The 26575-nt window shown below is 65.3% G+C and carries 25 protein-coding genes and 1 pseudogene; 22 read left to right on the plus strand and 4 right to left on the minus strand.

The genetic code is table 11. The annotated features are described in order from the left end of the window. Positions 1-63 precede the first annotated feature (63 nt). From F595_RS14255 to galE, 13 genes and pseudogenes are all read left to right on the plus strand, one after another. A complete protein-coding gene (locus F595_RS14255) occupies positions 64-777 on the plus strand; it encodes a hypothetical protein (protein WP_156873859.1) in 714 nt (237 codons plus the stop codon). Positions 778-963: 186 nt separating this feature from the next. After that, positions 964-2433, plus strand: a complete 1470-nt coding sequence (gene guaB / locus F595_RS0109765) for an IMP dehydrogenase (RefSeq protein ID WP_022956688.1) — start codon at positions 964-966, stop codon at positions 2431-2433. 12 nt (positions 2434-2445) lie between these two features. After that, positions 2446-4068 carry a glutamine-hydrolyzing GMP synthase gene (gene guaA, locus F595_RS0109770; RefSeq protein WP_022956689.1) on the plus strand — a complete coding sequence of 541 codons (1623 nt, stop codon included), beginning with the start codon at positions 2446-2448 and terminating at the stop codon, positions 4066-4068. A 75-nt stretch (positions 4069-4143) separates the two neighbouring features. Continuing rightward, positions 4144-4629: pseudogene (gene tadA, locus F595_RS0109775) on the plus strand (tRNA adenosine(34) deaminase TadA); the annotation flags it as partial. Positions 4630-4723: 94 nt separating this feature from the next. Next, positions 4724-5581 (plus strand): UTP--glucose-1-phosphate uridylyltransferase, encoded by an 858-nt coding sequence (locus F595_RS0109780; protein ID WP_022956691.1) that lies wholly within the window; start codon positions 4724-4726, stop codon positions 5579-5581. After that, the gene (gene mntA / locus F595_RS0109785) at positions 5578-5982 is read left to right on the plus strand and encodes a type VII toxin-antitoxin system MntA family adenylyltransferase antitoxin (protein ID WP_022956692.1); all 405 of its coding nucleotides are present in this window, start codon (positions 5578-5580) and stop codon (positions 5980-5982) included. The genes F595_RS0109780 and mntA overlap by 4 nt, the downstream gene beginning before the upstream one ends. Then, positions 5967-6377: a type VII toxin-antitoxin system HepT family RNase toxin gene (hepT, locus tag F595_RS0109790; protein ID WP_022956693.1), complete on the plus strand. Its 411-nt coding sequence runs from the start codon at positions 5967-5969 to the stop codon at positions 6375-6377. Before mntA ends, hepT begins: the two co-directional genes overlap by 16 nt. Next, positions 6377-8017, plus strand: coding sequence for a glucose-6-phosphate isomerase (gene pgi, locus F595_RS0109795; protein WP_051144695.1), 1641 nt, complete (start codon positions 6377-6379; stop codon positions 8015-8017). The genes hepT and pgi overlap by 1 nt, the downstream gene beginning before the upstream one ends. 8 nt (positions 8018-8025) lie before the next feature. After that, a complete protein-coding gene (locus tag F595_RS0109800) occupies positions 8026-9282 on the plus strand; it encodes a UDP-glucose/GDP-mannose dehydrogenase family protein (RefSeq protein ID WP_169447013.1) in 1257 nt (418 codons plus the stop codon). 26 nt (positions 9283-9308) lie between these two features. Continuing rightward, the gene (locus F595_RS0109805; protein ID WP_022956696.1) at positions 9309-10787 is read left to right on the plus strand and encodes a phosphohexomutase domain-containing protein; all 1479 of its coding nucleotides are present in this window, start codon (positions 9309-9311) and stop codon (positions 10785-10787) included. 63 nt (positions 10788-10850) lie between these two features. Beyond that, positions 10851-11396 carry a transcription/translation regulatory transformer protein RfaH gene (gene rfaH, locus F595_RS0109810; protein WP_026913471.1) on the plus strand — a complete coding sequence of 182 codons (546 nt, stop codon included), beginning with the start codon at positions 10851-10853 and terminating at the stop codon, positions 11394-11396. Between the two features lie 58 nt (positions 11397-11454). Beyond that, positions 11455-12948, plus strand: coding sequence for a glycerol kinase GlpK (gene glpK / locus F595_RS0109815; RefSeq protein ID WP_022956698.1), 1494 nt, complete (start codon positions 11455-11457; stop codon positions 12946-12948). Next, complete coding sequence (gene galE, locus F595_RS0109820; RefSeq protein ID WP_022956699.1) at positions 12945-14015, plus strand: UDP-glucose 4-epimerase GalE; 1071 nt, start codon at positions 12945-12947, stop codon at positions 14013-14015. Before glpK ends, galE begins: the two co-directional genes overlap by 4 nt. 15 nt (positions 14016-14030) lie before the next feature. Here the strand turns inward: galE and argF are convergent, their stop codons facing one another. Both argF and F595_RS0109830 read right to left on the minus strand, forming a co-directional pair. Beyond that, the gene (argF, locus tag F595_RS0109825) at positions 14031-14948 is read right to left on the minus strand and encodes an ornithine carbamoyltransferase (RefSeq protein WP_022956700.1); all 918 of its coding nucleotides are present in this window, start codon (positions 14946-14948) and stop codon (positions 14031-14033) included. Further along, positions 14945-16165: an aspartate aminotransferase family protein gene (locus tag F595_RS0109830; protein WP_022956701.1), complete on the minus strand. Its 1221-nt coding sequence runs from the start codon at positions 16163-16165 to the stop codon at positions 14945-14947. Before F595_RS0109830 ends, argF begins: the two co-directional genes overlap by 4 nt. 125 nt (positions 16166-16290) lie before the next feature. On the opposite strand from F595_RS0109830, the gene grxD reads away from it, so the two are divergent. From grxD to F595_RS0109865, 7 genes are all read left to right on the plus strand, one after another. Then, positions 16291-16617, plus strand: coding sequence for a Grx4 family monothiol glutaredoxin (grxD, locus tag F595_RS0109835; RefSeq protein WP_022956702.1), 327 nt, complete (start codon positions 16291-16293; stop codon positions 16615-16617). A 146-nt stretch (positions 16618-16763) separates the two neighbouring features. Next, positions 16764-17642 (plus strand): SPFH domain-containing protein, encoded by an 879-nt coding sequence (locus F595_RS0109840; RefSeq protein WP_407635953.1) that lies wholly within the window; start codon positions 16764-16766, stop codon positions 17640-17642. Continuing rightward, a complete protein-coding gene (locus F595_RS0109845) occupies positions 17639-18076 on the plus strand; it encodes an NfeD family protein (RefSeq protein WP_022956704.1) in 438 nt (145 codons plus the stop codon). The genes F595_RS0109840 and F595_RS0109845 overlap by 4 nt, the downstream gene beginning before the upstream one ends. 142 nt (positions 18077-18218) lie before the next feature. After that, positions 18219-18821, plus strand: a complete 603-nt coding sequence (locus F595_RS0109850; protein WP_022956705.1) for a peroxiredoxin — start codon at positions 18219-18221, stop codon at positions 18819-18821. Between the two features lie 178 nt (positions 18822-18999). Continuing rightward, on the plus strand, positions 19000-20427 hold the full coding sequence (locus F595_RS0109855) for a circularly permuted type 2 ATP-grasp protein (protein ID WP_022956706.1): 1428 nt from the start codon (positions 19000-19002) through the stop codon (positions 20425-20427). Beyond that, on the plus strand, positions 20421-21347 hold the full coding sequence (locus tag F595_RS0109860) for an alpha-E domain-containing protein (protein WP_022956707.1): 927 nt from the start codon (positions 20421-20423) through the stop codon (positions 21345-21347). Before F595_RS0109855 ends, F595_RS0109860 begins: the two co-directional genes overlap by 7 nt. A gap of 9 nt (positions 21348-21356) precedes the next feature. Next, positions 21357-22097 carry a proteasome-type protease gene (locus tag F595_RS0109865; protein ID WP_026913474.1) on the plus strand — a complete coding sequence of 247 codons (741 nt, stop codon included), beginning with the start codon at positions 21357-21359 and terminating at the stop codon, positions 22095-22097. Here the strand turns inward: F595_RS0109865 and rnt are convergent. Both rnt and pyrC read right to left on the minus strand, forming a co-directional pair. Beyond that, a complete protein-coding gene (gene rnt / locus F595_RS0109870; RefSeq protein WP_051144696.1) occupies positions 22057-22716 on the minus strand; it encodes a ribonuclease T in 660 nt (219 codons plus the stop codon). The genes F595_RS0109865 and rnt overlap by 41 nt on opposite strands. 31 nt (positions 22717-22747) lie before the next feature. Then, positions 22748-23782 carry a dihydroorotase gene (pyrC, locus tag F595_RS0109875; RefSeq protein ID WP_022956710.1) on the minus strand — a complete coding sequence of 345 codons (1035 nt, stop codon included), beginning with the start codon at positions 23780-23782 and terminating at the stop codon, positions 22748-22750. A 78-nt stretch (positions 23783-23860) separates the two neighbouring features. On the opposite strand from pyrC, the gene F595_RS14260 reads away from it, so the two are divergent. Together F595_RS14260 and F595_RS0109885 are read left to right on the plus strand one after the other, a co-directional pair. Next, positions 23861-25135 carry a GGDEF domain-containing protein gene (locus F595_RS14260; RefSeq protein ID WP_084682979.1) on the plus strand — a complete coding sequence of 425 codons (1275 nt, stop codon included), beginning with the start codon at positions 23861-23863 and terminating at the stop codon, positions 25133-25135. A 112-nt stretch (positions 25136-25247) separates the two neighbouring features. Continuing rightward, positions 25248-26474, plus strand: a complete 1227-nt coding sequence (locus tag F595_RS0109885) for an argininosuccinate synthase (protein ID WP_026913475.1) — start codon at positions 25248-25250, stop codon at positions 26472-26474. Positions 26475-26575 lie beyond the last annotated feature (101 nt).

The raw sequence follows: 26575 nt of genomic DNA on the forward strand, positions 1-26575 counted from the left end.
CACCCAGCGTTGGTGTTGCCATATGCGCTGAAAATCTGCTGCCGGACCAGGTATTCGGGTGGCATGCGGCGTGCGTTCCAGTCCCGTTGGTCAGTTCGTCGGCGCAGATGGCGAGAACGCCTGATCATGAGCTACCCCCTTTGTACTGGAAAGCACAAGGCCGGAGGTGGTTTGATGATTTATCCCTATGAGCCAGTTGATCCGCTGGCACCGAATCCCTGGCGTCGCCGCAATGGCACGGTGCGTGGCTTGACCAGCGAGCAGATGCATTGCCTGCGGCAGAATTGCACGGACCCCATGCTGCTGTTCGACTGGCCGCAGTTTCATCGTCCGCCGCGCCTGGGCGGGCCCGGCGTGGCGCGGATAACACCGCATGTGACGCCGCGCCGGTCGGTGTCGGATGCACTGTTTCCGCGTGCACGACAAAAGCTGCTGGTGCTGTTTTTCCTGTTTCCCGAGCGCTGGTTTCGTCAGGTCGATGTCCTGCGCATTGGTCAGATGGGCATGGGAGCGACGCAGCGGGAGATCATGAATCTGCTGATTTCCGACTTGATTCGCGCGCGTCTGTCCGAGCGTCGCCGCGGGACGCTGGAATACAACGCCAATCCGGATTCGCCCCTGTATGGCGCGCTCAAGGCGCTGGTAGAGGGGTTTCTCTACTCACCCATCCCCAAGCCCGTTCATTGGCCGCCGGAGCCGGGTGACAGCCTGGTCTGGCGGCTCTGGGTCAATACCGGCGATCGCGCCGAGGATGACATGTCATGGGCCATGGAGTAGATGCGATCGATGCTGAGTCAGCAAAGGGGATGTGTACGTCCCAGGAATGCGGCGTGCATCGTGATTGTGTCGGGCCACGAGACGGGAAGTCGCAGAGGCTGTATACTGCGCGGCTAATTTCTTCTCATGTGATCGGCCCGATGGCCCCTGCTGGCCCCGGGCAGTTCCCTGTCCCGGAGTGGTGCGATGCTCGATATTGTCCAGGAAGCGCTGACCTTTGACGATGTGCTCCTGTTGCCTGCCTACTCCAATGTCCTGCCCAAGGATGCCTGCCTCAAGACGCAGTTGACGCGCGGCATCCAGCTCAACGTTCCCCTGGTCTCCGCGGCCATGGACACGGTGACCGAGGCGCGCATGGCCATTGCCATCGCACAGGAAGGCGGCATTGGCATCCTGCACAAGAACATGGATATCGGCAGCCAGGCGGCTGAAGTGCGGCGGGTCAAGAAGTTCGAGGCCGGCATCGTCCAGGACCCCATCACCGTTAGCCCCAAGACCACGGTGGGTGAACTCATCGAGCTGACCAAGGCCAATCGCATCTCCGGTGTTCCGGTCATGCAGGGCGATCAGGTTGTCGGCATCGTCACCAGCCGCGACCTGCGCTTCGAGACGCGCATGGATCTGCCGGTCTCGGCGATCATGACGCCGCAGCAGAAGCTGGTCACGGTCAAGGAAGGCGAGTCGCCGGAGCGCATCAAGGCGCTGCTGCACGAGCACCGCATCGAGAAGGTGCTGGTCATTGATGACGACTTCCGCCTCAAGGGCCTGATCACGGTCAACGACTTCCAGAAGGCCGAGCGTTTTCCGAATTCCTGCAAGGACAGCCAGGGCCGTCTTCGCGTTGGCGCTGCCGTCGGCACGGGTGCCGACACGCCGGCCCGTGTCGAGGCGCTGATCGAGGCTGGCGTGGACGTGCTGGTCGTGGACACCGCCCATGGCCATAGCCAGGGTGTCATCGACCGCGTGCGCTGGATCAAGCAGAACTTCCCGGCCATGCAGGTCATCGGCGGCAACATCGCCACCGGTGATGCGGCGCTGGCACTGCTCGACGCCGGTGCCGATGCCGTCAAGGTCGGCATCGGTCCGGGCTCCATCTGCACCACCCGCATCGTCGCCGGCATCGGCGTGCCGCAGATCTCCGCCATCGACATGGTGGCGCGCGCGCTCAACAACCAGATCCCGCTGATCGCCGACGGCGGCATCCGCTTCTCCGGTGACATCGCCAAGGCCATCGCCGCCGGTGCCAGCAGCATCATGGTCGGCTCCCTGCTGGCCGGCACCGAAGAGGCACCGGGCGAAGTCGAGCTGTTCCAGGGGCGCTACTACAAGGCCTATCGCGGCATGGGCTCGCTGGGCGCCATGGCGCAACGTGGCGGCGGTTCCGCCGACCGCTACTTCCAGGATGCCTCGGCTGGTGTCGAGAAGCTGGTGCCGGAAGGCATCGAGGGCCGAGTCGCCTACAAGGGCCCCATGAGCGGCATCATCCACCAGCTCATCGGCGGCCTGCGCTCGTCCATGGGCTACACCGGCTCCGCCGACATCGCGACCATGCGCACCCAGCCTAAGTTCGTGAAGATCACCTCGGCCGGCATGAAGGAATCGCACGTCCACGACGTCACCATCACCAAGGAAGCGCCGAACTACCGCGTCGGCTGAATTGAGAACACCATGACCCAGGACATCCACGCGCACCGCATCCTCATTCTCGATTTCGGCTCGCAGTACACCCAGCTCATCGCCCGTCGCGTGCGCGAGCTCGGCGTCTACTGCGAACTGCGTGCCTTCGACATGAGCGAGGACGAGATCCGTGCCTTCGCGCCCAAGGGCATCATCCTGTCCGGTGGCCCGGAAACCGTGACCGCTGCCGACACCCCGCGCGCCCCCGAGGTGGTGTTCACGCTGGGCGTGCCGGTACTTGGCATCTGCTACGGCATGCAGACCATGGCCCAGCAGCTCGGCGGCCGTGTCGAGAGCTCCGACCTGCGCGAGTTCGGCTATGCCGCCGTGACCTTGGTCTCGGACCTGCGCCAGTGCCAGAACAATGCCGCCGACACTCGTCATGACGCGCTTTTCGGCGACCTCAGCGATCGCAAGACCGTTGACGGCGAATCCGTGCTCGATGTCTGGATGTCGCATGGCGACAAGGTCACCCAGATCCCTGACGGCTTTCGCGTCACCGCGGCCACCCCCAGCTGCCCGGTCGCGGCCATGGCCGATGAGGTGCGTGACTTCTACGGCGTCCAGTTCCACCCGGAAGTGACCCATACCCGGCAGGGCGGGGCGCTGCTGCAGCGCTTCATCCACGACATCTGCCAGACCCAGGCGCTGTGGACGCCGGCCAACATCATCGAGGACAGCGTGCGCCGCGTGCGCGAACAGGTCGGCAGTGACCAGGTGCTGCTCGGCCTGTCCGGCGGTGTCGACTCCTCGGTGGTGGCGGCACTGCTGCACAAGGCCATCGGCGACCAGCTCACCTGCGTATTCGTCGACAATGGCCTGCTGCGCAAGAACGAGGGCGACCAGGTCATGGCCATGTTCGCGCAGAACATGGGCATCAAGGTCATCCGCGTCGATGCCGAGGCCGAGTTCCTCGGCAAGCTGGCCGGTGTGTCCGACCCGGAGGCCAAGCGCAAGATCATCGGCAACACCTTCATCGAGGTCTTTGACCGCGAATCCGCCAAGCTCGCGAAAGGCGGCGTCAACTGGCTGGCCCAGGGCACCATCTATCCCGATGTCATCGAGTCGGCCGCCAGCAAGACCGGCAAGGCCCACGTCATCAAGTCGCACCACAATGTCGGCGGCCTGCCCGACGACATGAAAATGAAGCTCGTGGAGCCGCTGCGCGAGCTGTTCAAGGACGAGGTGCGCAAGCTCGGCCTCGCCCTGGGGCTGCCCTACGACATGGTCTACCGTCACCCGTTCCCTGGGCCGGGCCTGGGCGTGCGCATTCTTGGCGAGGTGAAGAAGGAATACGCCGACATCCTGCGCGAGGCCGATGCCATCTTCCTTGAGGAGCTGCACAAGGCCGGCTGGTACCACAAGACCTCGCAGGCCTTCGTGGTGTTCCTGCCGGTGAAGAGCGTGGGCGTGGTCGGTGACGGCCGGCGCTACCAGTGGGTGGTCAGCCTGCGCGCCGTCGAGACCATCGACTTCATGACCGCGCGCTGGGCGCATCTGCCCTACGAACTGCTGGAGACGGTCAGCAACCGCATCATCAACGAGATCAGCGGCATTTCCCGCGTCGCCTACGACGTCAGCTCCAAGCCGCCTGCGACCATCGAGTGGGAGTGAGCGATGGCTGGTGAGCTCTCCCCCTGGGGTGCAGGGGTCTTCGCGACCCCTGCACCCCAGGGGGAGAGCGTCGCGGCAAACGACGAGTCGTTCATGCGTCGCGCGCTGGCGCAGGCCGGACTGGCCGCAGCCAGCGGCGAGGTGCCGGTCGGTGCCGTGGTGGTGGCGCCGGATGGCGTCACCGTGCTTGCTGAGGCGCACAACCAGCCGATTGGCAGTGACGACCCCACCGCGCATGCTGAGATCCTGGCGACACGCATGGCGGCTCAGGTGCTGGGAAATTATCGTCTTGATGGCTGCACCCTGTACGTGACCCTGGAGCCCTGCACCATGTGCGTGGGCGCGCTTGTGCATGCGCGTCTGGCGCGCGTGGTGTTTGCCGCCAGCGAGCCCAAGGCCGGCTCCTTGCTCAGTCAGCGCCAGCTCATGAACCCCGATGTCAGCGGCTATTTCAATCACCGCTTTGCCTGGCAGGGTGGCGTGCTGGCGGACGAGTCGGCGGCCATGCTGCAGGCTTTTTTCAAGGCGCGGCGAGCTGGCGTCGCTGGTGAAACCGCCTGATGCCGCCAGTCGCTGTGCATTTGTCGCCAATCATTTGTTTATCGGTGCTCCGGGCCTCTATCATCGCCTGATCGTCAGCTCTCCGGATTGCCCCGTGATCTCCACCGTCATTCTCCCCGTCGCCGGTCTCGGCACCCGCTTCCTGCCCGCCACCAAGTCGGTTCCCAAGGAGCTGCTGCCGGTAGTCGACAAGCCGTTGCTGCAGTACGCCGTCGAGGAGGCCTGGCGCGCCGGCATCCGTCATGTGGTGCTGGTCAATTCGCCGAAGAAGGCCGGTTTGGAGGCGCACCTGCGTCCGGCCGATCCCGAGCTGGTCGCCGAGCTCACCGCCAAGGGCAAGCAGGATCTGCTGGACGCCCTGCTGGGGGCCGTGCCCGAGGGGCTCAAGGTCACCGTGGTGATGCAGCCTCAGGCGCTGGGTCTGGGTCATGCCGTGTGGTGCGCACGCGAGGCGGTGGCCGGTGAGCCGGGCTTCGCCGTGATGCTGGTCGATGACTTCATCGATGACACCACGGGCCCCGGCTGCCTGGCTGACATGGTCGCGTTGCAGGCGCGCACGGGAGCCTGGTCGCTGGCCGTCGAGGAAGTGCCGCGCGAGCACACCAATCGCTATGGCGTGGTGTCGCTGGCCGGTGAGCGCATCACCGCCATGGTCGAGAAGCCGGCACCCGAAGTCGCGCCCAGCAACCTCGCCGTGGTTGGCCGCTATGTGCTGCCCGCCGCCGTCATGACGGCTCTGGATCACGTCAAGCCGGGGGCGGGCGGCGAGATTCAGCTTACCGACGGCATTGCTGCCGTGCTGGCCGACGAGCAGGTGCAGGCGCATCGTTTCGCCGGCGTGCGCTACGACTGCGGCAGCAAGTTCGGCTACGCCCAGGCCAACATCGCCCTGGCGCTGCGCGACCCGGCTCTGGCCGCACCGCTGCGCGCCTGGCTGCCGGAGGTGCTGTGAGCGACACCCTGATGCGCCTTCGAGAGGCCTTGCCGGCACTGCTTGAGCAGCTTGAGCAGCCTCAGCTGGTGGTGGTGTTTGGCTCCGTGGCGGCGGGCAGTGCGGGGTTTGACAGTGACCTCGATCTTGCCCTGCAGTGTCGCCGGGCATTGTCTGCCGAGCAGCGTATCAGTCTGACTGCTTGGCTGGCCGAGGTGACCGGACGTCCTGTCGATCTGATTGATTTGCGTGTTGCCGGGGAGCCATTGCGTGGCCAGGTCATTCGCCATGGCATACGGCTGTGGGGCTCTGACGGTGACTGGGCCGACCTCGGCATGCGCCATGTCCTCGACATGGCTGATTTCGTGCCTTTGCTGCAGCGAGCCTTGAAGGAGCGGCGTGACGCATGGATCAACTCCTGATCACTCGCAAGCTGGAGTCGTTGGCGCGGTGCATTCAGCGCGTCAGCGAGCGCTGTCCGCCTTCGCTGGAGCAGTTGAAGGCGGACATTGATGCGCAGGACGTGCTGGTTCTGAATTTGAGCCGTGCGGTTCAGCTGTGTGTTGATATTGCCTTGCATGGTCTTGCCAATCGGCAGATCTCATTGCCCGACACCATGGGGCAGGCTTTTGAGGCCTTGGCGGAGGCCGGGCTTCTGCCTGTCGATCTGGCTGCGCGTTTGCGCAAGTCAGTGGGGTTTCGGAATCTCGCGGTGCACAGCTACGAAGCAGTGCGCTGGGAGATCGTGTTCGCGATTGCCACGGAGCATCTGGATGATTTCAAGCGCTTTGCACGGTGCAGCTCGGAGTGGCTGTGATGTCTGAAACTCGTGCCGTGGATCACTCTGAAGACCTGCTGTCATTGCCCAGCGCGTTGCCTGCCTGGCAGGCCGTTCAGCAACAGGCTCTGCGCCTGGCTGATACCCGCATTGCCGATCTCTGGGCTGCGGATCCGGAGCGTGCCGGTCGCTGGCTGACGCGTGCCGGCCCCGTGCTGATGGATCTGGGCAAGCAGCGTCTCGATGCCGAGGCCCTGTCGGACCTGCTGGACCTCGCCGAGGCCACCGATGTGCGTGGCGTGCTGCGTCGCCAGTTTGGCGGAGAGCCGGTCAATTTGACCGAGGGGCGCGCTGCCTGGCACACGGCATTGCGCGCGACACAGCCACTGCCCGAGGTGCAGGCCTCCTTGCAGCGCATGGGCGAGATCGTGGCGCAGATTCACCATGGCCAGTGGCGCGGCAGCACCGGCTACCCGATCCGCGATGTGGTCAACATTGGTGTCGGCGGCTCCGACCTCGGTCCGCGCATGGTCTGTGATGCCTTGACGCATGCTGCCTGTCCGGAGGGGCGCACACTCGGCATCCATTTCGTCAGCAGCATCGATGGCGCCCAGCTCGCCAAGTTGCTGCGCAGGTTGCGGCCCGAGACCACGCTGTTCCTGATTTCCTCGAAGTCGTTCACCACCAGTGACACGCTGGCCAATGCCCGCACCGCGCTGGACTGGCTGGCGCGTGCTGTGCCATCGACCGAGGAAGCCATGCGCCATCATGTCATCGGCATCTCGGCGACGCCGGCCAAGATGGCCGAATTCGGCATTCCTCCCGAGAATCAGCTGCTGTTCTGGGACTGGGTGGGCGGACGCTTCTCGCTGTGGTCCGCCATCGGCTTCCCGATCGCGCTGCTGCTCGGCATGGACGGCTTCCGCGAGTTGCTGGCCGGCGCCGCCTTCATGGACCAGCATGCGCTGGAGGCACCGCTGATCGACAATCTGCCGGTGCTGCTGGGCTTGATCGGCGTCTGGAACTCCACTTTCCTCGGTCTGCGCGGGCATGCCGTGCTGCCCTATGACGGACGTCTGGCCAGCTTTCCCGCCTTTCTCACCCAGCTCGAGATGGAGAGCAACGGCAAGTCGGTGACGCGCGCCGGCGTGCCGGTCAACTACGCGACCTGCCCGGTGCTCTGGGGAGAGATCGGTCCCAATGCCCAGCATGCGTTCTATCAGCTGCTGCATCAGGGCACTCAGGCCGTGAGCGCCGACTTCATCGCCCCAGTGCGTCGCTATCAGCATGCCGCCGAAGGGCTGCAGGCCCAGCACCGACTCAATCTGGCCAACTGTCTGGCGCAGAGCCAGGTGCTGGCCTTTGGCGATGGCTGCCTGCCGGCACCGGATCCGTCACCGCACCGTCGCTATCCCGGCAATCAGCCATCGACGACGCTGTTGCTGGATGAGCTGACCCCGCATGCGCTGGGGGCTCTGGTGGCCTTGTACGAGCACAAGGTGGCGGTGATGGCAGCGGTCTGGGACATCAATCCGTTTGACCAATGGGGTGTCGAGCTGGGCAAGAAGATGGCGGGCGAGGCTGAACGCCTGCTGTGCGGCGGCGACCCCTCCGCGCGGGCTGACGGCTCCACGCTGGCCTTGGTGGCACACATTCGCGCCCTGCAGGAGAACGCATGATGCAGTGCATGGTTCATGGACGTTCCCTGTATGCCTGGGTGACGGCGGTGCAGCTGGCGGCGGCGGGGCACGAGGTCACGCTGCTTTGCGAGAGCGAGCCGGATGACGAAGTGCGCCGCGAGCCGCGTCTGGAGTCACGTGCCCAGGCCCTGAGTGGTGAAGGACTGCTGCGTCAGATCTCGGTGCTGCCCGAGCACCTGCCCGCCACGCATTTCCTGGCGCTGGCCTCCAGCGCCACGGAGCCGCTCATCGAGCGTGCCGAGGCCGTGCTGGCATCGACCCAGGGCGCGCTCACGCTGGTGGTGCTGCAGGCCACCGCGGTCGGTACGCTGGATGCCCTGCAGGCCCGGCTGGCAGCGCAGGCTCCGGGCCGTGTCATCACGGTGCTGGCACTGCCCTTGTTCATTCGCACCGGCCAGGCGCTGGACGACTTTGCCGCGCCCGCCTTGCTGCTGCTCGGCGAACCGGTGCCGGGAGCCGGTGATCGGGTGCATGACGCCTTGCGTCCCTACAGTCGCCAGGCTCGCGAAAGCTTGCGCATGCCGCTGGCGGCCGCCGAGCTCACCAAGTTTGCTGTCAATGCCATGCTGGCCTCGCGTCTGAGCCTGATGAACGAGCTGGCCGGTCTGGCCTCGCGCATGAAGGTCGACATCGAGCTGGTGCGTCTGGGCATGGCCGCCGATCCGCGCATCGGTCCGGATTACCTGCAGCCCGGTTGCGGCTTCGGTGGCCCCAGCTTCACCGAGGACCTGTTCCGTTTTGCCGAAACCTTGCGCGAGGCGGGCGGCCAGCCCGGGGTGCTGGACGCCGTGCTGCGCATCAATGCCGAGCAGCGCGAGCTGCCGTTCCGTCAGCTCTGGCGGCATTTCGGAGGACAGCTGCGTGGGCGTCGCATCGCCATCTGGGGGGCAGCCTACAAGCCGGGTGCGGCCAGCGTGGAGTCGTCGGCCATCCTGCCCATCCTGTCAGCCTTGCTGGCCCAGGGCGCCGAGGTCACGGTGCATGATCCCAAGGCGCTGCCAGCCCTGCGCCATGCCTTTCCGCAGCCGCAGGTTCATGTCGCCGCCACGCCGCTGCAGGCCGCCCAGGGGGCTGATGCGCTGCTGCTGCTGACCGCCTGGCCGGAGTATCACAATCCGGATTACGACCAGCTGCTGAACGCCTTGCGCCAGCCGGTGCTGATCGACGGTCGCAATGTCTTTGAGCCGGCGACCATGCAGGCGCTGGGGTTTGTCTATTACGGCGTCGGTCGCGGCCGCGCCTGACGCGTGTTTTCTTTCGAGGTGATGTGATGTCGGTGCTTTCCCCCCTTCCCGCGTTCAAGGCCTATGACGTGCGCGGCCCGGTGCCGGCGCAGCTGCATGGCGACATGGTCTATGCCATCGGCCGGGCCTATGCCCGCGTGATCCGGCCCCAGGGTCCGGTGGCCATCTGTTATGACATCCGCGACAGCAGCGAGGCCTTTGCCCGCATCCTGGCCGCAGGACTCAACAGCGAGGGCGTGGCCACCCGAGACATCGGGCTGGGCGGCACCGAGATGGTCTACCACGCAGCGGGGCAGGCCGGCATGGGCGGCGGCATCATGATCACGGCCAGCCACAACCCGGTGGGTGACAACGGACTCAAGATGGTGCGTGCCGACGCACGACCGATCAGCGCCGATGACGGCCTGCAGGACATCGAGCGCGAGACCCGTGCCTGGCTCAACGAGCAAGCGGGTCTGCGCGGGCAGCTCGAGAACTACGCGGGCGAGGCCCTGGGCGATGGCAGCCTGTACCAGCCAGACCCGCAGTTGCACCAGCGCCTCGATCTGTTTGCCGATTACGTTGCCACCGTGCGCCGCTTTGTCGACATTGCCGCCATTTCGGCGGGCCTGTCGGCGCGTCGTGCCAGCGGACGTCCGCTCAAGGTCGTGGTCAACGGTGGCAACGGTTGCGCCGGCCCGGTCTTCGATGCCATTGCCGAGGGGCTGGACTGGGACGTCACGCGTCTGTTCCACACCCCGGATGGCCAGTTCCCGAACGGCGTGCCCAACCCCATGCTGGCGCGCTGTCAGGAGCAGACTGCCGAGGCCGTGCGTGCCGCAGGCGCTGATCTGGGCATTGCCTGGGATGGCGACTTCGATCGCTGCTTCTTCTTCGACGAGACCGGCGCCTTCATCGAAGGCTACTACCTGGTCGGCCTGCTTGGCGCCCAGCTGCTGCACCATGCCCCGGGCGGCACGGTGATCTACGACACGCGCATGACCTGGAACACCATCGCGCAGGTCGAGGCAGCCGGTGGCGTGGCCACGGTCAGCAAGTGTGGGCACAGCTTCATCAAGGCCGCCTTGCGCCAGACCGGCGCCGTCTACGGTGGCGAGATGTCTGCGCACCACTACTTCCGTGACTTCTTCAACTGCGACTCCGGCATGATTCCCTGGCTGCTGCTGCTCGAGCGCCTGCTCGAGGAGGGCAAGCCGTTGTCGGCGCTGGTCGCCGAGGCACAGTCGGCCTATCCCTGCAGTGGCGAGATCAACTTCAAGGTCGCCGACGCCGGCGTCGCCATCGCGCGGGTCGAGGCTGCCGTGCAGGCCGAGCTCGCCGCCGGTCGCGAAACCCTGGTGGCCGAGTCCGCGCTGGATGGTCTGAGTCGGGAGTTTCCGCAGTGGCGCTTCAACCTGCGCCGCTCCAACACCGAGCCGGTGGTGCGTCTCAATGTGGAAACCCGTGGCGATGCCGCGCTGTTGCGCGCGCGCACCGACTGGCTGAAAGCCCTGATCAGCGCCTGAGACGAGTCTCGGGCTGCAGGCCCGTCAGGCGCTGCAGCGTTTCCTCGACAGGGACACATGGACGTGACTGCACAGAACGCTTCTGAACAGCCGGCACCTGCCCGGCGCTGGTACCTCGTCCAGTGCAAGCCGCGCGAGGCCTTTCGCGCGCGGGAGCATCTGGCCAAACAGGGCTACGAGACCTTTCTGCCGGTGTTGCGGCGTGAGGTCGTGCGACGTTGCCGTCGCGAGGTCGTCACCGAGCCGCTGTTCCCGCATTACCTGTTTTTGCTTCTCAGTGACGTCGCCGACAACTGGGCGCCGCTGCGCTCGACGCGTGGCGTGGCTCGCGTTGTCCGTTTTGGCGAGCTGCCGCTGGCGGTGCCGGATGATCTGGTGGCCGGGCTGAGAACACGTCAGGTTGAAGAGGGTAGTGGCGAGAAAGATGGCAACGTGCAGCGGCTGCTCCACGTGGGCGATCGCGTGTCCATCATTGACGGGCCGCTGGCTGGCCTGGACGCGGTTTGCGCCGAAGCCGATGGCGAGCGCCGGGTCGTTCTGCTGCTGACACTGCTGCATCAGGTGCAGCGCATCAGCGTGGACATTGCCCAGGTGCGTCGCCAGTCTTGACGCAAGTCGATACACTGCAGTCTTGTCTGAACACCGGGACGCACAAGAAGAACAGCTCATGACACAGTATCTGCTCGCCATTGACCAGGGCACCACCAGCACGCGTGCCATCCTCTTTGACCAGACCGGCGCCAAGCGCTCCATGGCCCAGGTCGAGCTGCCCCAGCATTTCCCGGCCGACGGCTGGGTCGAGCACGATGCCATGGAGATCTGGTGGGCCACCGAGCAGGTCTGCCGCGAGGTATTGCGCAAGCAGGGCCTGCATGCCCGTGACATCGCCGCCATCGGCATCACCAATCAGCGCGAGACCACCGTGCTCTGGGATCGCGTCAATGGCATGCCGGTGCACAAGGCCATCGTCTGGCAGGACCGCCGCACCGCCGCCGCCTGTCTGGCGCTCAAGCAGGCCGGCCACGAGGCCATGGTGCAGGCGAAGACAGGTCTGTTGCTGGACCCGTATTTCTCCGCCTCCAAGCTGTCCTGGCTGCTGGACAACGTGCCGGGTGCCCGCGAGCGCGCCGAGCGTGGCGAACTGGCCTTCGGCACCATCGACAGCTGGCTGCTGTGGAAGCTGACCCATGGCCAGGTCCATGCCACCGATGCCACCAACGCCTCGCGTACCTTGCTGTTCAACATCCATGCCCAGCAGTGGGATGAGGAGCTGCTGGCGCTGTTCAAAATCCCTCGTGCGCTGCTGCCGGATGTGCGTGACTCCAGTGCCGATTTCGGCATGGCGGCCCCGCATTTTCTCGGCGCTGCGGTCCCGATTTGCGGCATTGCCGGTGATCAGCAGGCTGCCCTGGTGGGGCAGGCCTGCTTCGCGCCGGGCATGGTCAAGAGCACCTACGGCACGGGCTGCTTCCTGATCCTGAACACGGGCGACAACGTGGTGCAGTCCTCCAACCGGCTGCTGTCGACGGTGGCCTACCGGTTGAATGGCAAGCCGACCTACGCCGTGGAAGGCTCCATCTTCGTCGCCGGGGCGACCATCCAGTGGCTGCGTGACGGTCTCAAGCTTATCCACTCCGCCGCCGAGACCCAGGCCATTGCCGAGGCCACGGGTGATGCGCGTGGTGTCTACATGGTGCCGGCCTTCACCGGGCTGGGTGCGCCCTACTGGGACCCGCGCGCCCGTGGCGCCATCTTCGGTCTGACCCGTGATACCGGCATCGGCGAGATCGTCACGGCCGGCTTGCAGTCGGTGTGCTTCCAGACTCGTGACCTCATGGAAGCCATGACCCGCGATGGTGCCGCTGCTGTCACCACGCTACGCATCGATGGCGGCATGGTGGTGAACAACTGGGTGGCGCAGTCGCTGTCCGACATTCTCGGTGTGCCAGTGGACAGACCCAGCGTCACCGAAACCACGGCGCTGGGCGCGGCCTTCCTGGCCGGCTTGCAGGTCGGCGTGTTTGATTCCCTGGACGCCATTTCCGCGCTCTGGCATCGCGAGCGCCGCTTTTCGCCGGTGATGGCGTCGGATCGCCGCGAGCAGCTCTATGCCGGCTGGCTGGATGCGGTGCGGCGCGTGTCTTCGGATCTGCCGGCATGACGCGGATTCTTGTTACCGGCGGCGCCGGCTACATCGGCTCGCACACCGTGCTGCAGCTGCTGCAAAACGGTGACTCCGTGGTTGTTTACGACAACTTCAGCAACAGCAAGCCGGAGGCCATGGTGCGTGTGCGCCGGCTGGCGGCAGAGGCCCTGGGCATGCCGGAGGGGCGTGTGCCTCTGACGGTGGTGCAGGGTGACATTCGTGACAAGGTGGCGCTGACGGCTGCCTTCACGGCACATGCCGATGTCGAGGCGGTCATCCACTTTGCCGGTCTCAAGGCCGTTGGCGAGTCGGTCGCCGAGCCGCTGCGCTATTACGACAACAATGTCGTCGGTAGCGTGCGGCTGCTGGAGGTCATGGCCGAAGCGGGCGTGCATCAGCTGGTGTTCAGCTCGTCGGCCACCGTCTATGGTGACCCGCATGCGGTGCCGATCACCGAGGATTTTCCGCTGCACACCACCAATCCCTACGGTGCCACCAAGCTGCACATCGAGGACATGCTGCGCGACCTGCATCGTGCCTGGCCCGATACGTGGCGCATCGCCATCCTGCGCTACTTCAATCCGGTGGGGGCGCACGCCAGTGGCGAGATCGGCGAGGACCCCAATGGCATCCCCAACAACCTGATGCCCTACATCGCCCAGGTGGCCAGCGGTCGTCTGCAGCGGCTAAGGGTGTTCGGCAGTGACTATTCGACGCCGGACGGCACCGGCGTACGTGACTACATCCATGTCGAAGATCTGGCGGATGGCCATCTCAAGGCCCTGCAGCGGCTGCAGCGCGGAGCCGCCGCGGTGACCGGCGAAGCCACCGGCAACCTGGTGACCGTGAACCTGGGCACCGGGCGCGGCTACTCCGTGCTGGACATGGTCAAGGCCTTTGCCGCGGCGGCAGACCGGGAGATTCCCTACGAGCTGGTGGCGCGCCGACCGGGCGATGTCGCGCAATGCTACGCGGATCCCGAGCGCGCCCGCATCGAGCTGGGCTGGCAGGCGACACGCGATCAGCAGGCCATGTGTGCGGATCACTGGCGCTGGCAGTCGCGAAATCCGGACGGCTACTGAGGCCGTAGCCGGCGCTCAGGCTGAGGGCAGCCCCACCAGCAGGAATTCCAGCAAGGCTTTCTGCGCGTGCAGGCGGTTCTCGGCTTCGTCCCAGACCACGGCGCGCGGATCGTCGAGCATGTCTTCCGAGATTTCCTCGCCGCGATGCGCCGGCAGGCAATGCATGAAGAGCACGTCGTCGGCAGCGCGGTCCAGCAGGCGCGGATTGACCTGGTACATCGCGAAGCGGCGCTTGCGCACGCTCTGCTCGGACTCCTGGCCCATGCTGGTCCAGACGTCGGTGGCGACCAGGTGGGCCCCTTCGGCGGCCTCTTCGGCATGTTTCACCAGCGTCGCGCAGTGGCTGTACTGCTCGAGCAGCTCGGGGTCTGGCTCGAAGCCGTAGGGGCAGGCGATGCGCAGCTGGAAGCCGAACTGGTGGGCGGCGTGCACATAGCTGTTGCACATGTTGTTGCCGTCGCCGATCCACGCGAAGGTCTTGCCGGCCAGCGGACCACGGTGCTCAAGAAAGGTTTGCAGGTCGGCAAGTAGCTGGCAGGGGTGATGGTCGTCGGTGAGGGCGTTGATCACCGGCACCTGCGAGTAGGCGGCAAAGCGTTCGATGGTGCTGTGCTCGAAGGTGCGGATCATCACCGCGTCCACCATGCGCGAGATGACCCGTGCCGAGTCCTCGATGGGTTCGCCGCGGCCGAGCTGGGTGTCGCGTGGAGACAGAAAGATGGCCGATCCGCCGAACTGCGCCATGCCGGCCTCGAACGATACCCGTGTGCGGGTTGATGACTTCTCGAAGATCATCGCCAGCACGCGATTCTTCAGCGGCTCGTGAACAACACCCGCACGCAGCATGCGCTTGAGCTCGATGGCGCGCTCGAGCACGGCCTGCAGTTCGGCAGGCGTGAAGTCGAGCAGGGTCAGGAAGTGGCGTACCGTCATGCTGCCACCACGCCTTCGGCCTTCAGGAAGTCCACCACCAGGTCGCTGATGCGGGCCACCAGCTCATCGCTCTCGGCAGCGGTCAGCGTCAGCGGCGGCAGCAGGCGGATGCGATGTTCGGCGCTGACGATGAGCAGCACGCCGGCCTCGCGGGCGAGCGCGACCAGCGATGCGGCCGAGGCCACGGGCAGGATCACGCCTATCATCAGGCCGGCGCCCTCGACGCAGACCCCGTAGGCGCCCAGTCGTTCGCGGAACCCCTGCATGATGCGCTCGCCCATGACCGCAGCATTGTCGACCACGCCGTCGAGCAGGGCGTCGAGGGTGGCCAGTGCGGCGCGGCAGCCCAGCGGCGTGCCGCCATAGGTGGTGCCGTGCTTGCCCGGGCTGAACAGCTCGGTGGCCTTGCCGGCGACCAGCGTGGCACCGATCGGGAAGCCGTTGCCCAGCCCCTTGGCGGTGCTCAGCACGTCGGGCAGGATGCCGGCATGTTGATAGGCGAAGTGCTTACCGGTGCGGCCGTTGCCGGTCTGGATCTCGTCGATCATCAGCAGCCAGTCGTGGCGATCACAGATCTCGCGCAGATCCTTGAGGTAGCCGAACCCCTTGGTGGCGGTGCGTACGCCGCTTTCGCCCTGGATGGGTTCGACCAGCACCGCGACAATGTTCGGGTTGCTGGCTGCCACCTGCTCGATGGCCTCGATGTCATCGAAAGGCACGCGCACGAAGCCCTCGACCAGCGGGCCGAACCCTTCCTGGATCTTGGCATTGCCGGTGGCGGTCAGGGTCGCCAGGGTGCGGCCATGGAAGCTGTTCTCCATGACGATCACCGTCGGCAGGGCGATGCCTTTCTTGTGTCCGTAAAGACGTGCCAGTTTGATGGCAGCCTCGTTGGCCTCGGCACCGGAGTTGCCGAAGAAGGCGCGGCTCATACCGGACACGGCGCAGAGGCGCTCGGCCAGTTCTTCCTGCAGCGGAATGCGGTACAGATTGGAGGTGTGCACCAGCGTCGCGGCTTGGTCGGCAATGGCGGCGGCAACCCCCGGATGAGCGTGGCCGAGACCGCAAACCGCGATGCCGGACGTGGTGTCGAGGTAGCGCTTGCCATCCTCGTCGAAGAGCCAGGCGCCTTCACCGCGCACGAAGGCCACCGGCTGGCGGGCATAGGTGGGCATGAGGGTGCCGGGAATCGGACGGCTGGACGACGAGGTGGTCATGGCGAGGACTCGAACGGGGACTGCGGGCAATCCCCGAGTGTAGCGTTTGCGCGGGTTTTCGCCAAGAACGGGCGGAGTCTGCTACCATTCGGCCATCGTTTTTCACGTACTCATCGAGGCCTGTCATGGACATCGAAACCCTGATCAAGAAGCAAATCGCCGACAACGACATCCTGCTCTACATGAAGGGCACGCCGCAGTTTCCGCAGTGCGGCTTCTCGGCGCGCACCGTCGAGGCGCTGGTGCAGGTGGGTGAACCGTTCGCCTACGTCAACATTCTCGAAAACCCGGAAATCCGTTCCACGCTGCCGCGCATTGCCAACTGGCCGACCTTTCCGCAACTCTGGGTCAAGGGCGAGCTCATCGGTGGCTGCGACATCGTCATGGACATGGTGCAGAAAGGCGAGCTGGCCCCGCTGATCAAGGAAGCGGCCGGCAAGGCGGCCGAGTAAGCCGGCCTCAATGTTGTCAGCGCCGGCAGGATGGCCGGCGTTTGCTGCGACAGAAGCTGTGCCTGCCGGCATCGTGTCGGCAGGTCGATGACTGACACGGAGGTGGTGTGATGGTGCTGCAGATTCTTTTGCTGGTGTTGCTGTTCATGGCCGTGCTGGTGGTCGTGCTCAGCGTCAAGACCGTGCCGCAGGGCTACGAGTGGACGGTGGAGCGCTTCGGACGCTACACCCACACCCTGAGTCCGGGTCTGCACTTCATCATGCCGTTCTTCGACCAGATCGGCCGCAAGCTCAGCGTCATGGAGCAGGTACTCGACATCCCGGCGCAGGAAGTCATCTCGCGTGACAACGCCATGGTGCGCATCGATGCCGTGTGCTTCTACCAGGTCATCGACAGTCCCAAGGCGGCCTACGAGGTGCAGAGCCTGGCCTATGCCATCCAGAATCTGGCGCAGACCAACATGCGTACCGTGATCGGCTCGCTGGATCTTGACGAGATGCTGTCGCAGCGTGACCAGATCAACAGCCGCCTGCTGTCGGCGATTGACCTGGCCACCGGCCCCTGGGGCGTGAAGATCACCCGTGTCGAGATCAAGGACATCACGCCGCCCACCGATCTGGTCGAGGCCATGGCATCGCAGATGAAGGCGGAGCGCATGAAGCGTGCCTCCATCCTCGAGGCCGAGGGGCGTCGCCAGGCCGAGATTCTCACCGCCGAGGGCGAGAAGCAGGGCGAGATCCTCAAGGCCGAAGGCCAGCGTCAGGCCGCCTTCCTTGAGGCCGAGGCGCGCGAGCGCCAGGCCCAGGCCGAAGCCAATGCCACCGCCGTGGTGTCCGACGCCATCGGCAAGGGCAACATCCAGGCCATCAACTACTTCGTGGCGCTCAAGTATGTCGAGGCCTTCAGTCAGCTCGCTGCCTCGACCAACAGCAAGGTCATCATGATGCCCATGGAGGCGACGCAGCTGGTCGGTACCGTGGGCGGCATCGGCGAGCTGGTCAAGGCGATTCAGGAGAAAGCATGACCGCTCTGACGTGGTGGGCCGTGGCGCTGGCGCTGGGCGTCATCGAGCTGGTCACCGGCACCTTCTTCGTGCTCATGCTGGCGGCAGCCGCTGCCGCCACGGCGCTGGCCGTGCACCTCGGCCTGGACAGCTGGAGTGGTCAGGTCACGCTGTTCTCGCTGCTGGCCATGGCCTTGTGCTTCGCTTGGTACCGGCACAAGCCCAGGCTGCTGAAGCCGGCCAGCAACCACCTCAACCGCGGCAGCTCGCGCTGGGTCGGACGCCAGTTCGTGCTGCCTGACGGCCTGGTCGGCGGCGAGGGCAGGGTGTCTGTGGACGACAGTTTCTGGACCGTGCGCGGTCCGGACTGTGCTCCGGGCACACGGGTGCGCGTTAAGGCGATGGAAGGCAATGTGCTGCTGGTCGAGCCGCTGTCCGTGAAGGAAGCTGGCTGAGCCGGCCGGCGCGTGCGCTGACCGGGCGCCTTTGCGACCCGGTGTGACGGGTGCCTGCCGACTGCACGCTTGAAAACGGCTCGCCGGCCGCGCATGCTACGGCACGTTCCGTTTCATCCCATCCCCTATCAGGAGTCAGCCCATGGCCGTTCTCGTTGGCAAGCCCGCCCCGGATTTCACCGTTCCCGCCGTTCTCGCAGACGGCTCCATCGTTGACAGCTACAGCTTCAGCGCCGCCACCAAGGGCAAGTACGCCCTGGTGTTCTTCTATCCGCTGGACTTCACCTTCGTGTGTCCGTCCGAGCTGATCGCTCTTGACCACCGCATTCCGGACTTCAAGGCCCGCAACGTGGAAGTGGTTGGCGTGTCCATCGACTCGCACTTCACCCACAACGCCTGGCGCAACACCGCCATCAATGATGGCGGCATCGGTCAGGTCAACTACACCCTGGCCGCTGACATCACCCATGAAATCGCCAAGGCCTATGACGTCGAGTCTGCCGGTGGCGTGGCCTTCCGTGGTGCCTTCCTGATCGATCCGAACGGCATCGTGCGTTCGCAGATCGTCAACGACCTGCCGCTGGGTCGCAACATGGAAGAGCTGCTGCGCCTGTTCGACGCCCTGCAGTTCCACGCCGAGCACGGCGAAGTCTGCCCGGCCAACTGGAAGAAGGGCGATGCCGGCATGAATGCCTCGCCGGAAGGTGTTGCCGCCTACCTGTCGGCCAACGCCGACAAGCTCTGATCGCGCTGGCGTGATCGTGCTGACGGGCCCTTCGGGGCCCGTTTTCATTTCTGCCCGGTGCTCGTACAGTGGTTCCGTGTCTGCGGCCTGACACGCACGGCATCACGACAGACGCGCTCTGGCACGCGCCTTGCTCGGTATATGCAGCCATATGGCAGCCCGAACACGAGTCATGCACATGTACGACGAGATGTATGCCGGCCCCGAGGCCATACGACCGCATTACCATGACTATGCCCGCTGGTTGTCAGCGCGGGCACCCGATGAGCTTGCCCGCAAGCGCCAGGAGGCCGACCTGCTGTTTCGCCGTGTCGGCATCACCTTTGCCGTCTATGGCGATGAAGCCGGTGCCGAGCGCCTGATTCCCTTCGATGCCCTGCCGCGCATCATTCCCGCCCAGGAGTGGACACAGCTGGCGGCCGGTCTGCGTCAGCGCGCCACCGCCCTGAACATGTTCCTGCATGACATCTATCACGGTCAGGACATCCTGCGTGCCGGCGTGATTCCGGCCGAGGTGATTCTCGGCAATGCCGACTACCGCACCCTGATGCAGGGCGTGACATTGCCCAACCGGGTCTATGCGCATATTGCGGGCATTGACCTGGTGCGGCACCAGGATGGTGCGTACTACGTGCTGGAGGACAATCTGCGAACCCCCAGCGGCGTGTCCTACATGCTGGAAAACCGCAAGATGATGATGCGGCTGTTTCCGGAGCTGTTCGCTCGCCATGCCGTGGCGCCGGTTGATCATTATCCCGCGCTGCTTCTGGAGACCTTGCAGGCCGCTGCGCCGGAAGATGTTGCGCAGCCGGTGGTGGTGGTGCTGACGCCCGGACGCTACAACTCGGCGTATTTCGAGCACGCCTTCCTGGCCCAGCAGATGGGCGTCGAGCTTGTCGAGGGGCCGGATCTGTTCGTGCGTGATGGCTGGGTATGGATGCGTACCACCACGGGCCCGCAGCGCGTGGACGTGATCTACCGGCGCATTGACGATGACTATCTCGACCCGCTGAGCTTCCGCAAGGACTCGGTACTGGGCGTGCCCGGTCTGGTCGAGGCCTACCGTGCCGGGCGCGTCGCCATCACCAATGCGGTCGGCACCGGCGTGGCTGATGACAAGTCGATCTATCCCTACGTGCCGGACATGATCCGCTTCTACCTCAGTGAGGAGCCCATCCTGCAGAACGTGCCGACCTGGCTGCTGCGCAAGCCCGATGACCTCAAGTACGTGCTTGATCACCTGCCCGAGTTGGTGGTCAAGGAGGTGCATGGCTCCGGCGGCTACGGCATGCTGATCGGCCCGACCAGCTCCAGGGCCGAGATCGACGCCTACCGGCAGCGCATCCTGGCCAATCCGGCCGAGTTCATCGCGCAGCCGACCTTGTCGCTGTCAACCTGCCCGACCTTTGTCGACAGCGGGGTGGCGCCGCGCCATCTCGATCTGCGACCGTTCGTGCTGTCCGGCAAGGAGGTGGTGATGGTGCCCGGCGGGCTGACCCGGGTCGCGCTCAAGCAGGGCTCGCTGGTGGTCAATTCCTCGCAGGGCGGCGGCACCAAGGACACCTGGGTGCTCAACGGGCATGGCACGGGAGAGGGCATATGCTGAGTCGTACCGCAGCGTGCGTGTTCTGGATGGCACGCTACCTGGAGCGTGCTGAAAGCATGGCGCGCCTGCTTGATGTCACCCAGCAGCTCGGCTTGATGCCGGAGACCGAGGCGCGCGTGGCCACGCTGCCCCTGGCCATCCTCGACATCATTCCGGCCTACGAGGCCACCGGAGCCTCCGCCGATGCCGAGTCGGTGGCGCGTTACCTGCTGCTCAATGGCGACAGCCCCTACAGCATTCACACGGCACTGCGGCTGGCGCGCGAGAACGCGCATGTGGTGCGCGGCACCATCAACAGCGAGCTCTGGGAGGTGCTCAACGCGACCTGGCTGGAAGCGCGCGCGATGACGCCGGAGAGGCTGGCCAGCGTGGGGCTGACGCAGTCGCTGGACTGGGTCAAGGAGCGTGGCCATCTTGCCCGCGGCGTGCTGCTGGGCTCCAGCCAGCGCGACGACGCCTACCAGTTTGCCATGCTGGGCATGCATCTGGAACGTGCCGACAACACCGTGCGCCTGCTGCGCAGCTATCTCGAGGCCTTTGCCGAGCCTGACGAGACCGGGCGTCCGTCCTATTACGTCTGGACGGCGTTGCTGCGTGCCCTCTCAGCCTTCGAGGCCTACCGCGATCGCTATCGCGACAGCCTTAATCTGGCCGAGACCGGTGAGCTGCTGATCTTCTGCGAGGCGCTGCCGCGCTCGCTGCGTGCTTGTGTGCAGGCCATGGATGATGCGCTTGCCAGCATTCCCGGCGAGACCGGACGCCTGCTGCGCCGGCGTGTTGCGGTGGCGTTGGCCGAGCTGCGTACCGGCGACTGGCAGCAGGACTTCACCGGGCAGCCGCTGCAGGCGCTGGATGCCTGGCTGGAGACACTGGCTGCCATTGGCGATGACGTGCAGAATGCCTACTGGGCAGCAAGCTAGGACGTTGTCATGACCTATTGTGTGGCGCTGAACCTGGCCGAGGGTCTGGTGCTGGCCTCGGACACGCGCACCAACGCCGGGGTGGATCACATCGCCACCTTCACCAAGATGCGCGTGCTGGAAAAGCCGGGGCAGGCAGTCGTGGTGCTGATGTCGGCGGGCAATCTCGCCACCACGCAGAGCGTGCTGTCGCTGCTGCAGGGGCGGCGCGGCGAAGACGGCTTGCCGGCCATCGTCTCGGTGCCGTCCCTATACGAGGCGGCGGTCATGGTGGGGGCGGTGTTGCGCGAGGTGGTTGCACGCGATGCTTCGGCGACGGGCATGAATGCGGGCATCGACTTCGGCAGCTCCTTTCTGGTGGCCGGACAGATAGCCGGCGAGGCGCCACGCCTGTTCAATGTCTACCCGCAAGGCAACTTCATCGAGGCCACGCCCGATACGCCCTATTTCCAGATCGGCGAGTCCAAGTACGGTAAGCCCATCATCGACCGCGTCGTGGATTACGACACGGCGTTGCCGGAGGGCGCTACCTGCGTGCTGATCTCGTTTGACTCGACCATTCGTTCCAACCTGTCGGTGGGTCTGCCGATTGACCTGATGCTGTACCTGCGTGACAGCTTCGACACGCGCCAGCGCCGGCGTTTCGACGAGAACGATGCGTATTACCGGGAGATTCGTCAGGCCTGGTCGCGCGGACTGCGCGACACCTTCACGCGCTTGCCGGTATTGCCGCCGCTGGCCAGCGGTTGAGCACGTGGCAGAACAGCTCGGCCGTGACGCCGGCGTCGTAGAGCGCCGAGTGCGCCTCGCCGTGGCTGTAGGCGATGCCGGCGGCCTCGCAGGCCTTGGCGAGCACGGTCTGGCCCAGTGCCAGGCCGGCCAGGGTGACGGTGTCGAACACCGAGAACGGATGGAAGGGTGACTGGTTCTTCAAGCCCTGGCGCGCGATGGCGGCATTGACGAAGCCCAGGTCGAAGTGCGCGTTGTGCCCGACCAGGATGCAGCGCTTGCAGCCGGCGTCCTTCTGCAGTTTGCGCAGGCTGGCGAACAGGGCATGCAGGCCGTCATGTTCGCTGACCGCGAAGCGCAGCGGGTGGGAGGGATTGATGCCGTTGAATTTCAGCGCGGCCGGATCCAGCTCGAGGCCGGGCTCGGGAACCAGATGGGCCTGAAAGGTCTGTGCCGGTGCCCACTGCCCGTTGGCATCGGGCAGCACGGCCACGGCGGCAATCTCCAGCAGGGCATGACGCCCGGATTCGAAGCCGCCGGTCTCGACATCCACCACGATGGGCAGAAAGCCGCGAAAGCGCTCGCGCACGGCGGCCCAGTCCGGCGTTGCCGCGTCATCCGGTGCCGGCGTCAGGGTCATGCCCAGCGGCATGTCGGTCATCGCAGTCGTCTCACGACAGCACGCGCCAGGCAATCGACTCGCCGGCGCGCACGGGCACGACCTCGCTGCTCCCGAACGGGTAGCTGGCCGGTACCGGCCAGGCGTCCTTGACCAGGGTGATGGTGTCCTGGTGGCGGGGCAGGCCGTAGAAGTCGGCGCCGAAGTGGCTGGCAAAGCCTTCCAGCCTGTCGAGTGCACCGGCCTGCTCGAAGCTTTCGGCATAGAGCTCGATGGCAGCGTGCGCCGTGTAGGAGCCGGCGCAGCCGCAGGCGCTTTCCTTGGCGCCCTTGGCGTGCGGCGCGCTGTCGGTACCGAGGAAGAACTTCGGGTTGCCGCTGGTGGCCGCCTCGATCAGGCGGCGCTGGTGGCGACCATGCTTGAGGATGGGCAGGCAGTAGAAGTGCGGGCGTATGCCGCCGGCAAGCATGTGATTGCGGTTGAACAGCAGGTGATGCGCGGTGATGGTGGCGCCGACGCGGTCCGGCGCGCTCATCACGAAGTCGACGGCATCGCCGGTGGTGATGTGCTCGAGCACCACGCGCAGCGTCGTGTGACGGGCCACCAACGGTGCCAGGATGGTATCCAGGAAAACCTTCTCGCGTTCGAAGATGTCGATGTCACTGTGGGTGACCTCGCCATGGATGAGCAGCGGCATGCCGACCTCGGCCATCACCGCCAGCACGTCGTCAACCTTGCGGATGTCGGTGACACCGGACTGCGAGTTGGTGGTGGCGCCGGCCGGATAGAGCTTGACGGCATGCACGAAGCCGCTGGCCTTGGCCGCGCGTATGTCCTCGGCGGAGGTGCTGTCCGTGAGGTAGAGCACCATCAGCGGCTCGAAGCGGGAGCCGGCCGGACGGGCGGCAAGGATGCGTTCGCGGTAGGCGCCGGCCTGGGCTGCATTGACCGCCGGCGGCACCAGGTTGGGCATCACGATGGCGCGGCCGAAGTAGCGTGCCATGGCAGGAACGGTATGCGTCAGCAGGTCGCCATCACGCAGGTGCACATGCCAGTCATCGGGTCGGGTGATAGTGAGCTGATTCATGGCCTGTCCGGACTCGTCAAATGCGGCAAAGGGGCATAGGCTACCGGATGCCGGGTCAGGGGCAAAGCGGGAGACACCATGGCAGCAGAGAAAAGCATGGCGGCGGACAAGGCGGGGCGAGAGAGCAGTGCAGCGGCCTGGGAGGCCGAGTACGACCAGGTTCGGGATCTGCTGTCGCGCAAGTTCATGCCCCTGCGTTTCCCGCCGGCGCTGGAGCCGCACCTGCAGCGCACCATGCTCAGCCAGGCCATGAACACCATACGCGAGAACTACGGACTTCTGTTCATGATGGTGGTTGCCATCACCCTGATGCTGGTGTCCAAGTACATTGTCGGCGGCATCTGGATCGCGCCACCGGAAGATCTGCATCTTCTGCTGGTGAACGGTTTCGGCTCTGCTCTCGGCCTGCTGGCCATGGTGATGGCCGTGCAGCAGCCCTGGCTGCAGCGTTTCTTCGTGCCGGTGACCCTCTGCGTGATTACGGGCCTGCTGGTGATGGTCAACCTCACTACCGCGAGTCTGCTTGACGAGTCCTTGCGGCAAGGCAGCACCTATGTGGTCATCTTCGTGCTGCAGCTGGTCTATGGCGTGTCGAGCCTGCCGCTGGCGGTGACGGCCTTCATCGGCATTGGCGGCATGCTGCTGTCCAGCCTGCTGATCTGGGGAATGGATCTACGCTTTGACTGGTGGCTGTTCGCCCAGTATGCGGGTCTGGCCAACTTCGTCGGCATAGGTACCGGTTACGTGATCGAGGTGCGACAGCGTCGGCTGTTCCTGCAATCTCGCCTGCTCGATCTGGAGCGCCGCCAGCTCAACCGGTTGTCGGAGCGCCTGGTGCAGCTGGCGCGGGAGGACGGTCTCACCGGTCTCGCCAACCGCCGGCATTTCAATGACAGTTTCCTGATCGAGTGGGAGCGCGCCCGTCGCGAGCACCAGCCGCTGTCACTGGTGCTGGCCGATGTCGATCACTTCAAGGCCTACAATGACAACCACGGGCATATCGCTGGCGACAAGGCCCTGGTGCAGGTCGGTGGCCTGATGCGTCAGGTCGCCACGCGGCCTACCGATCTGGCGGCGCGTTATGGTGGCGAGGAGTTCGTGATGCTGCTGCCGAATACCGACACGGAGGGCGCGCAGGCGTTGGCCACCCAGCTTTTGCAGGCGGTTGATCGCGCCGCAATGCCGCACAAGGCCTCCAGCGTGGGGCGTCATGTCACGCTGAGCCTGGGCGTGGCGACGGTGGTACCTGATGATCACATGGCGCCGATGCAGCTGATCGACCGCGCCGACAAGGCGCTGTATGCCGCCAAGACCGGCGGACGTCATCGCGTGATGGTTGCCGAGCCCCTCTAGGCATGTGGCGTGATCTCGCCGCAGGGCGATTTCACGCGTCGCGGCTTTCGCGTACAATTCGCGCCTGCTTACCCGGCGCCTCCGCCGCCTTTCGTCTTCCCGCGAGTCCGACATGTCTGATATCAAGAAAGTGGTTCTGGCCTATTCCGGGGGTTTGGATACCTCCGTCATCGTCCGTTGGCTGCAGGACAACTACGGGTGCGAAATCGTCACCTTCACCGCTGACCTGGGTCAGGGCGAGGAAGTCGAGCCGGCGCGTGCCAAGGCCCAGGCCATGGGCATCAAGGACATCTTCATCGAGGACCTGCGCGAGGAGTTCGTGCGCGACTTCGTGTTCCCGATGTTCCGTGCCAACACCATCTACGAGGGCGAGTACCTGCTCGGCACCTCGATCGCGCGTCCGCTGATCGCCAAGCGCCTGGTCGAGATCGCCAACGAGACTGGCGCCGATGCCATCTCGCACGGCGCCACCGGCAAGGGCAATGACCAGGTGCGTTTCGAGCTTGGCGCCTACGCACTCAAGCCCGGCATCAAGGTCATCGCACCGTGGCGCGAGTGGGACCTGACCTCGCGCGAGACGCTGATGGCCTACGCGCAGAAGCGTGACATCCCCATTGATTTCGCCAAGGCCGGCAAGAAGTCGCCGTACTCCATGGACGCCAACCTGCTGCACATCTCCTACGAGGGCGGTGTGCTGGAAGACCCGTGGACCGAGTGCGAAGAGTCCATGTGGCGCTGGTCGGTGTCGCCGGAAAAGGCACCGGATGTCGCCACCTACATCGACCTGACCTTCGAGAACGGCGATGTCGTCGCCATCGACGGCGAGCGCCTGAGCCCGGCCACCGTGCTGACGAAGCTGAACCAGATCGGCGGCGCCAACGGCATCGGCCGTCTCGACCTGGTCGAGAACCGCTACGTCGGCATGAAGTCGCGCGGCTGCTACGAAACTCCGGGCGGCACCATCCTGCTGCGTGCCCACCGCGCCATCGAATCGATCACCCTGGACCGCGAAGTCGCTCACCTCAAGGATGAGCTGATGCCGCGCTACGCCTCGCTGATCTACAACGGCTACTGGTGGTCGCCGGAGCGTCTGCTGCTGCAGGGCCTGATCGACGAGTCGCAGGTGCACGTGAACGGCATGGTGCGCCTGAAGCTGTACAAGGGCAATGTCATCGTGGTCGGCCGCAAGAGCGAATCGAACTCGCTGTTCGACACCCGCATCTCGACCTTCGAAGATGATGGTGGCGCCTACAACCAGGCCGATGCCGCCGGCTTCATCAAGCTCAACGCCCTGCGCATGCGCATCGCCGCCAACAACGGTCGCGCCCTGCTCAAGTAAGCGTCGCATTCCTGCGCATAAAAAAACCGGCCTTTGCAGGCCGGTTTTTTTATGGGGTGCGCGTGAGGGTGGGTGACGGGAGTCCGTTACTGTGTCGGGAT

Source organism: Perlucidibaca piscinae DSM 21586, assembly GCF_000420045.1.
GTDB lineage: Bacteria > Pseudomonadota > Gammaproteobacteria > Pseudomonadales > Moraxellaceae > Perlucidibaca > Perlucidibaca piscinae.

Excerpts from the sequence above, each read along its gene's own strand:
- F595_RS0109840 (WP_407635953.1), top strand. The coding sequence starts at position 16,764 with ATGGCCGTGCTGGTGGTCGTGCTCAGCGTCAAGACCGTGCCGCAGGGC.
- guaA (WP_022956689.1), top strand. The coding sequence starts at position 2,446 with ATGACCCAGGACATCCACGCGCACCGCATCCTCATTCTCGATTTCGGC.
- F595_RS0109860 (WP_022956707.1), top strand. The coding sequence starts at position 20,421 with ATGCTGAGTCGTACCGCAGCGTGCGTGTTCTGGATGGCACGCTACCTG.
- grxD (WP_022956702.1), top strand. The coding sequence starts at position 16,291 with ATGGACATCGAAACCCTGATCAAGAAGCAAATCGCCGACAACGACATC.
- glpK (WP_022956698.1), top strand. The coding sequence starts at position 11,455 with ATGACACAGTATCTGCTCGCCATTGACCAGGGCACCACCAGCACGCGT.
- guaB (WP_022956688.1), top strand. The coding sequence starts at position 964 with ATGCTCGATATTGTCCAGGAAGCGCTGACCTTTGACGATGTGCTCCTG.
- rnt (WP_051144696.1), bottom strand. The coding sequence starts at position 22,716 with ATGACCCTGACGCCGGCACCGGATGACGCGGCAACGCCGGACTGGGCC.
- pyrC (WP_022956710.1), bottom strand. The coding sequence starts at position 23,782 with ATGAATCAGCTCACTATCACCCGACCCGATGACTGGCATGTGCACCTG.
- argF (WP_022956700.1), bottom strand. The coding sequence starts at position 14,948 with ATGACGGTACGCCACTTCCTGACCCTGCTCGACTTCACGCCTGCCGAA.
- F595_RS0109830 (WP_022956701.1), bottom strand. The coding sequence starts at position 16,165 with ATGACCACCTCGTCGTCCAGCCGTCCGATTCCCGGCACCCTCATGCCC.
- pgi (WP_051144695.1), top strand. The coding sequence starts at position 6,377 with ATGTCTGAAACTCGTGCCGTGGATCACTCTGAAGACCTGCTGTCATTG.
- F595_RS0109800 (WP_169447013.1), top strand. The coding sequence starts at position 8,026 with ATGGTTCATGGACGTTCCCTGTATGCCTGGGTGACGGCGGTGCAGCTG.
- F595_RS0109850 (WP_022956705.1), top strand. The coding sequence starts at position 18,219 with ATGGCCGTTCTCGTTGGCAAGCCCGCCCCGGATTTCACCGTTCCCGCC.
- F595_RS14260 (WP_084682979.1), top strand. The coding sequence starts at position 23,861 with ATGGCAGCAGAGAAAAGCATGGCGGCGGACAAGGCGGGGCGAGAGAGC.
- F595_RS14255 (WP_156873859.1), top strand. The coding sequence starts at position 64 with ATGCGGCGTGCGTTCCAGTCCCGTTGGTCAGTTCGTCGGCGCAGATGG.
- F595_RS0109845 (WP_022956704.1), top strand. The coding sequence starts at position 17,639 with ATGACCGCTCTGACGTGGTGGGCCGTGGCGCTGGCGCTGGGCGTCATC.
- galE (WP_022956699.1), top strand. The coding sequence starts at position 12,945 with ATGACGCGGATTCTTGTTACCGGCGGCGCCGGCTACATCGGCTCGCAC.
- F595_RS0109805 (WP_022956696.1), top strand. The coding sequence starts at position 9,309 with ATGTCGGTGCTTTCCCCCCTTCCCGCGTTCAAGGCCTATGACGTGCGC.
- F595_RS0109885 (WP_026913475.1), top strand. The coding sequence starts at position 25,248 with ATGTCTGATATCAAGAAAGTGGTTCTGGCCTATTCCGGGGGTTTGGAT.
- hepT (WP_022956693.1), top strand. The coding sequence starts at position 5,967 with ATGGATCAACTCCTGATCACTCGCAAGCTGGAGTCGTTGGCGCGGTGC.
- F595_RS0109855 (WP_022956706.1), top strand. The coding sequence starts at position 19,000 with ATGTACGACGAGATGTATGCCGGCCCCGAGGCCATACGACCGCATTAC.
- F595_RS0109865 (WP_026913474.1), top strand. The coding sequence starts at position 21,357 with ATGACCTATTGTGTGGCGCTGAACCTGGCCGAGGGTCTGGTGCTGGCC.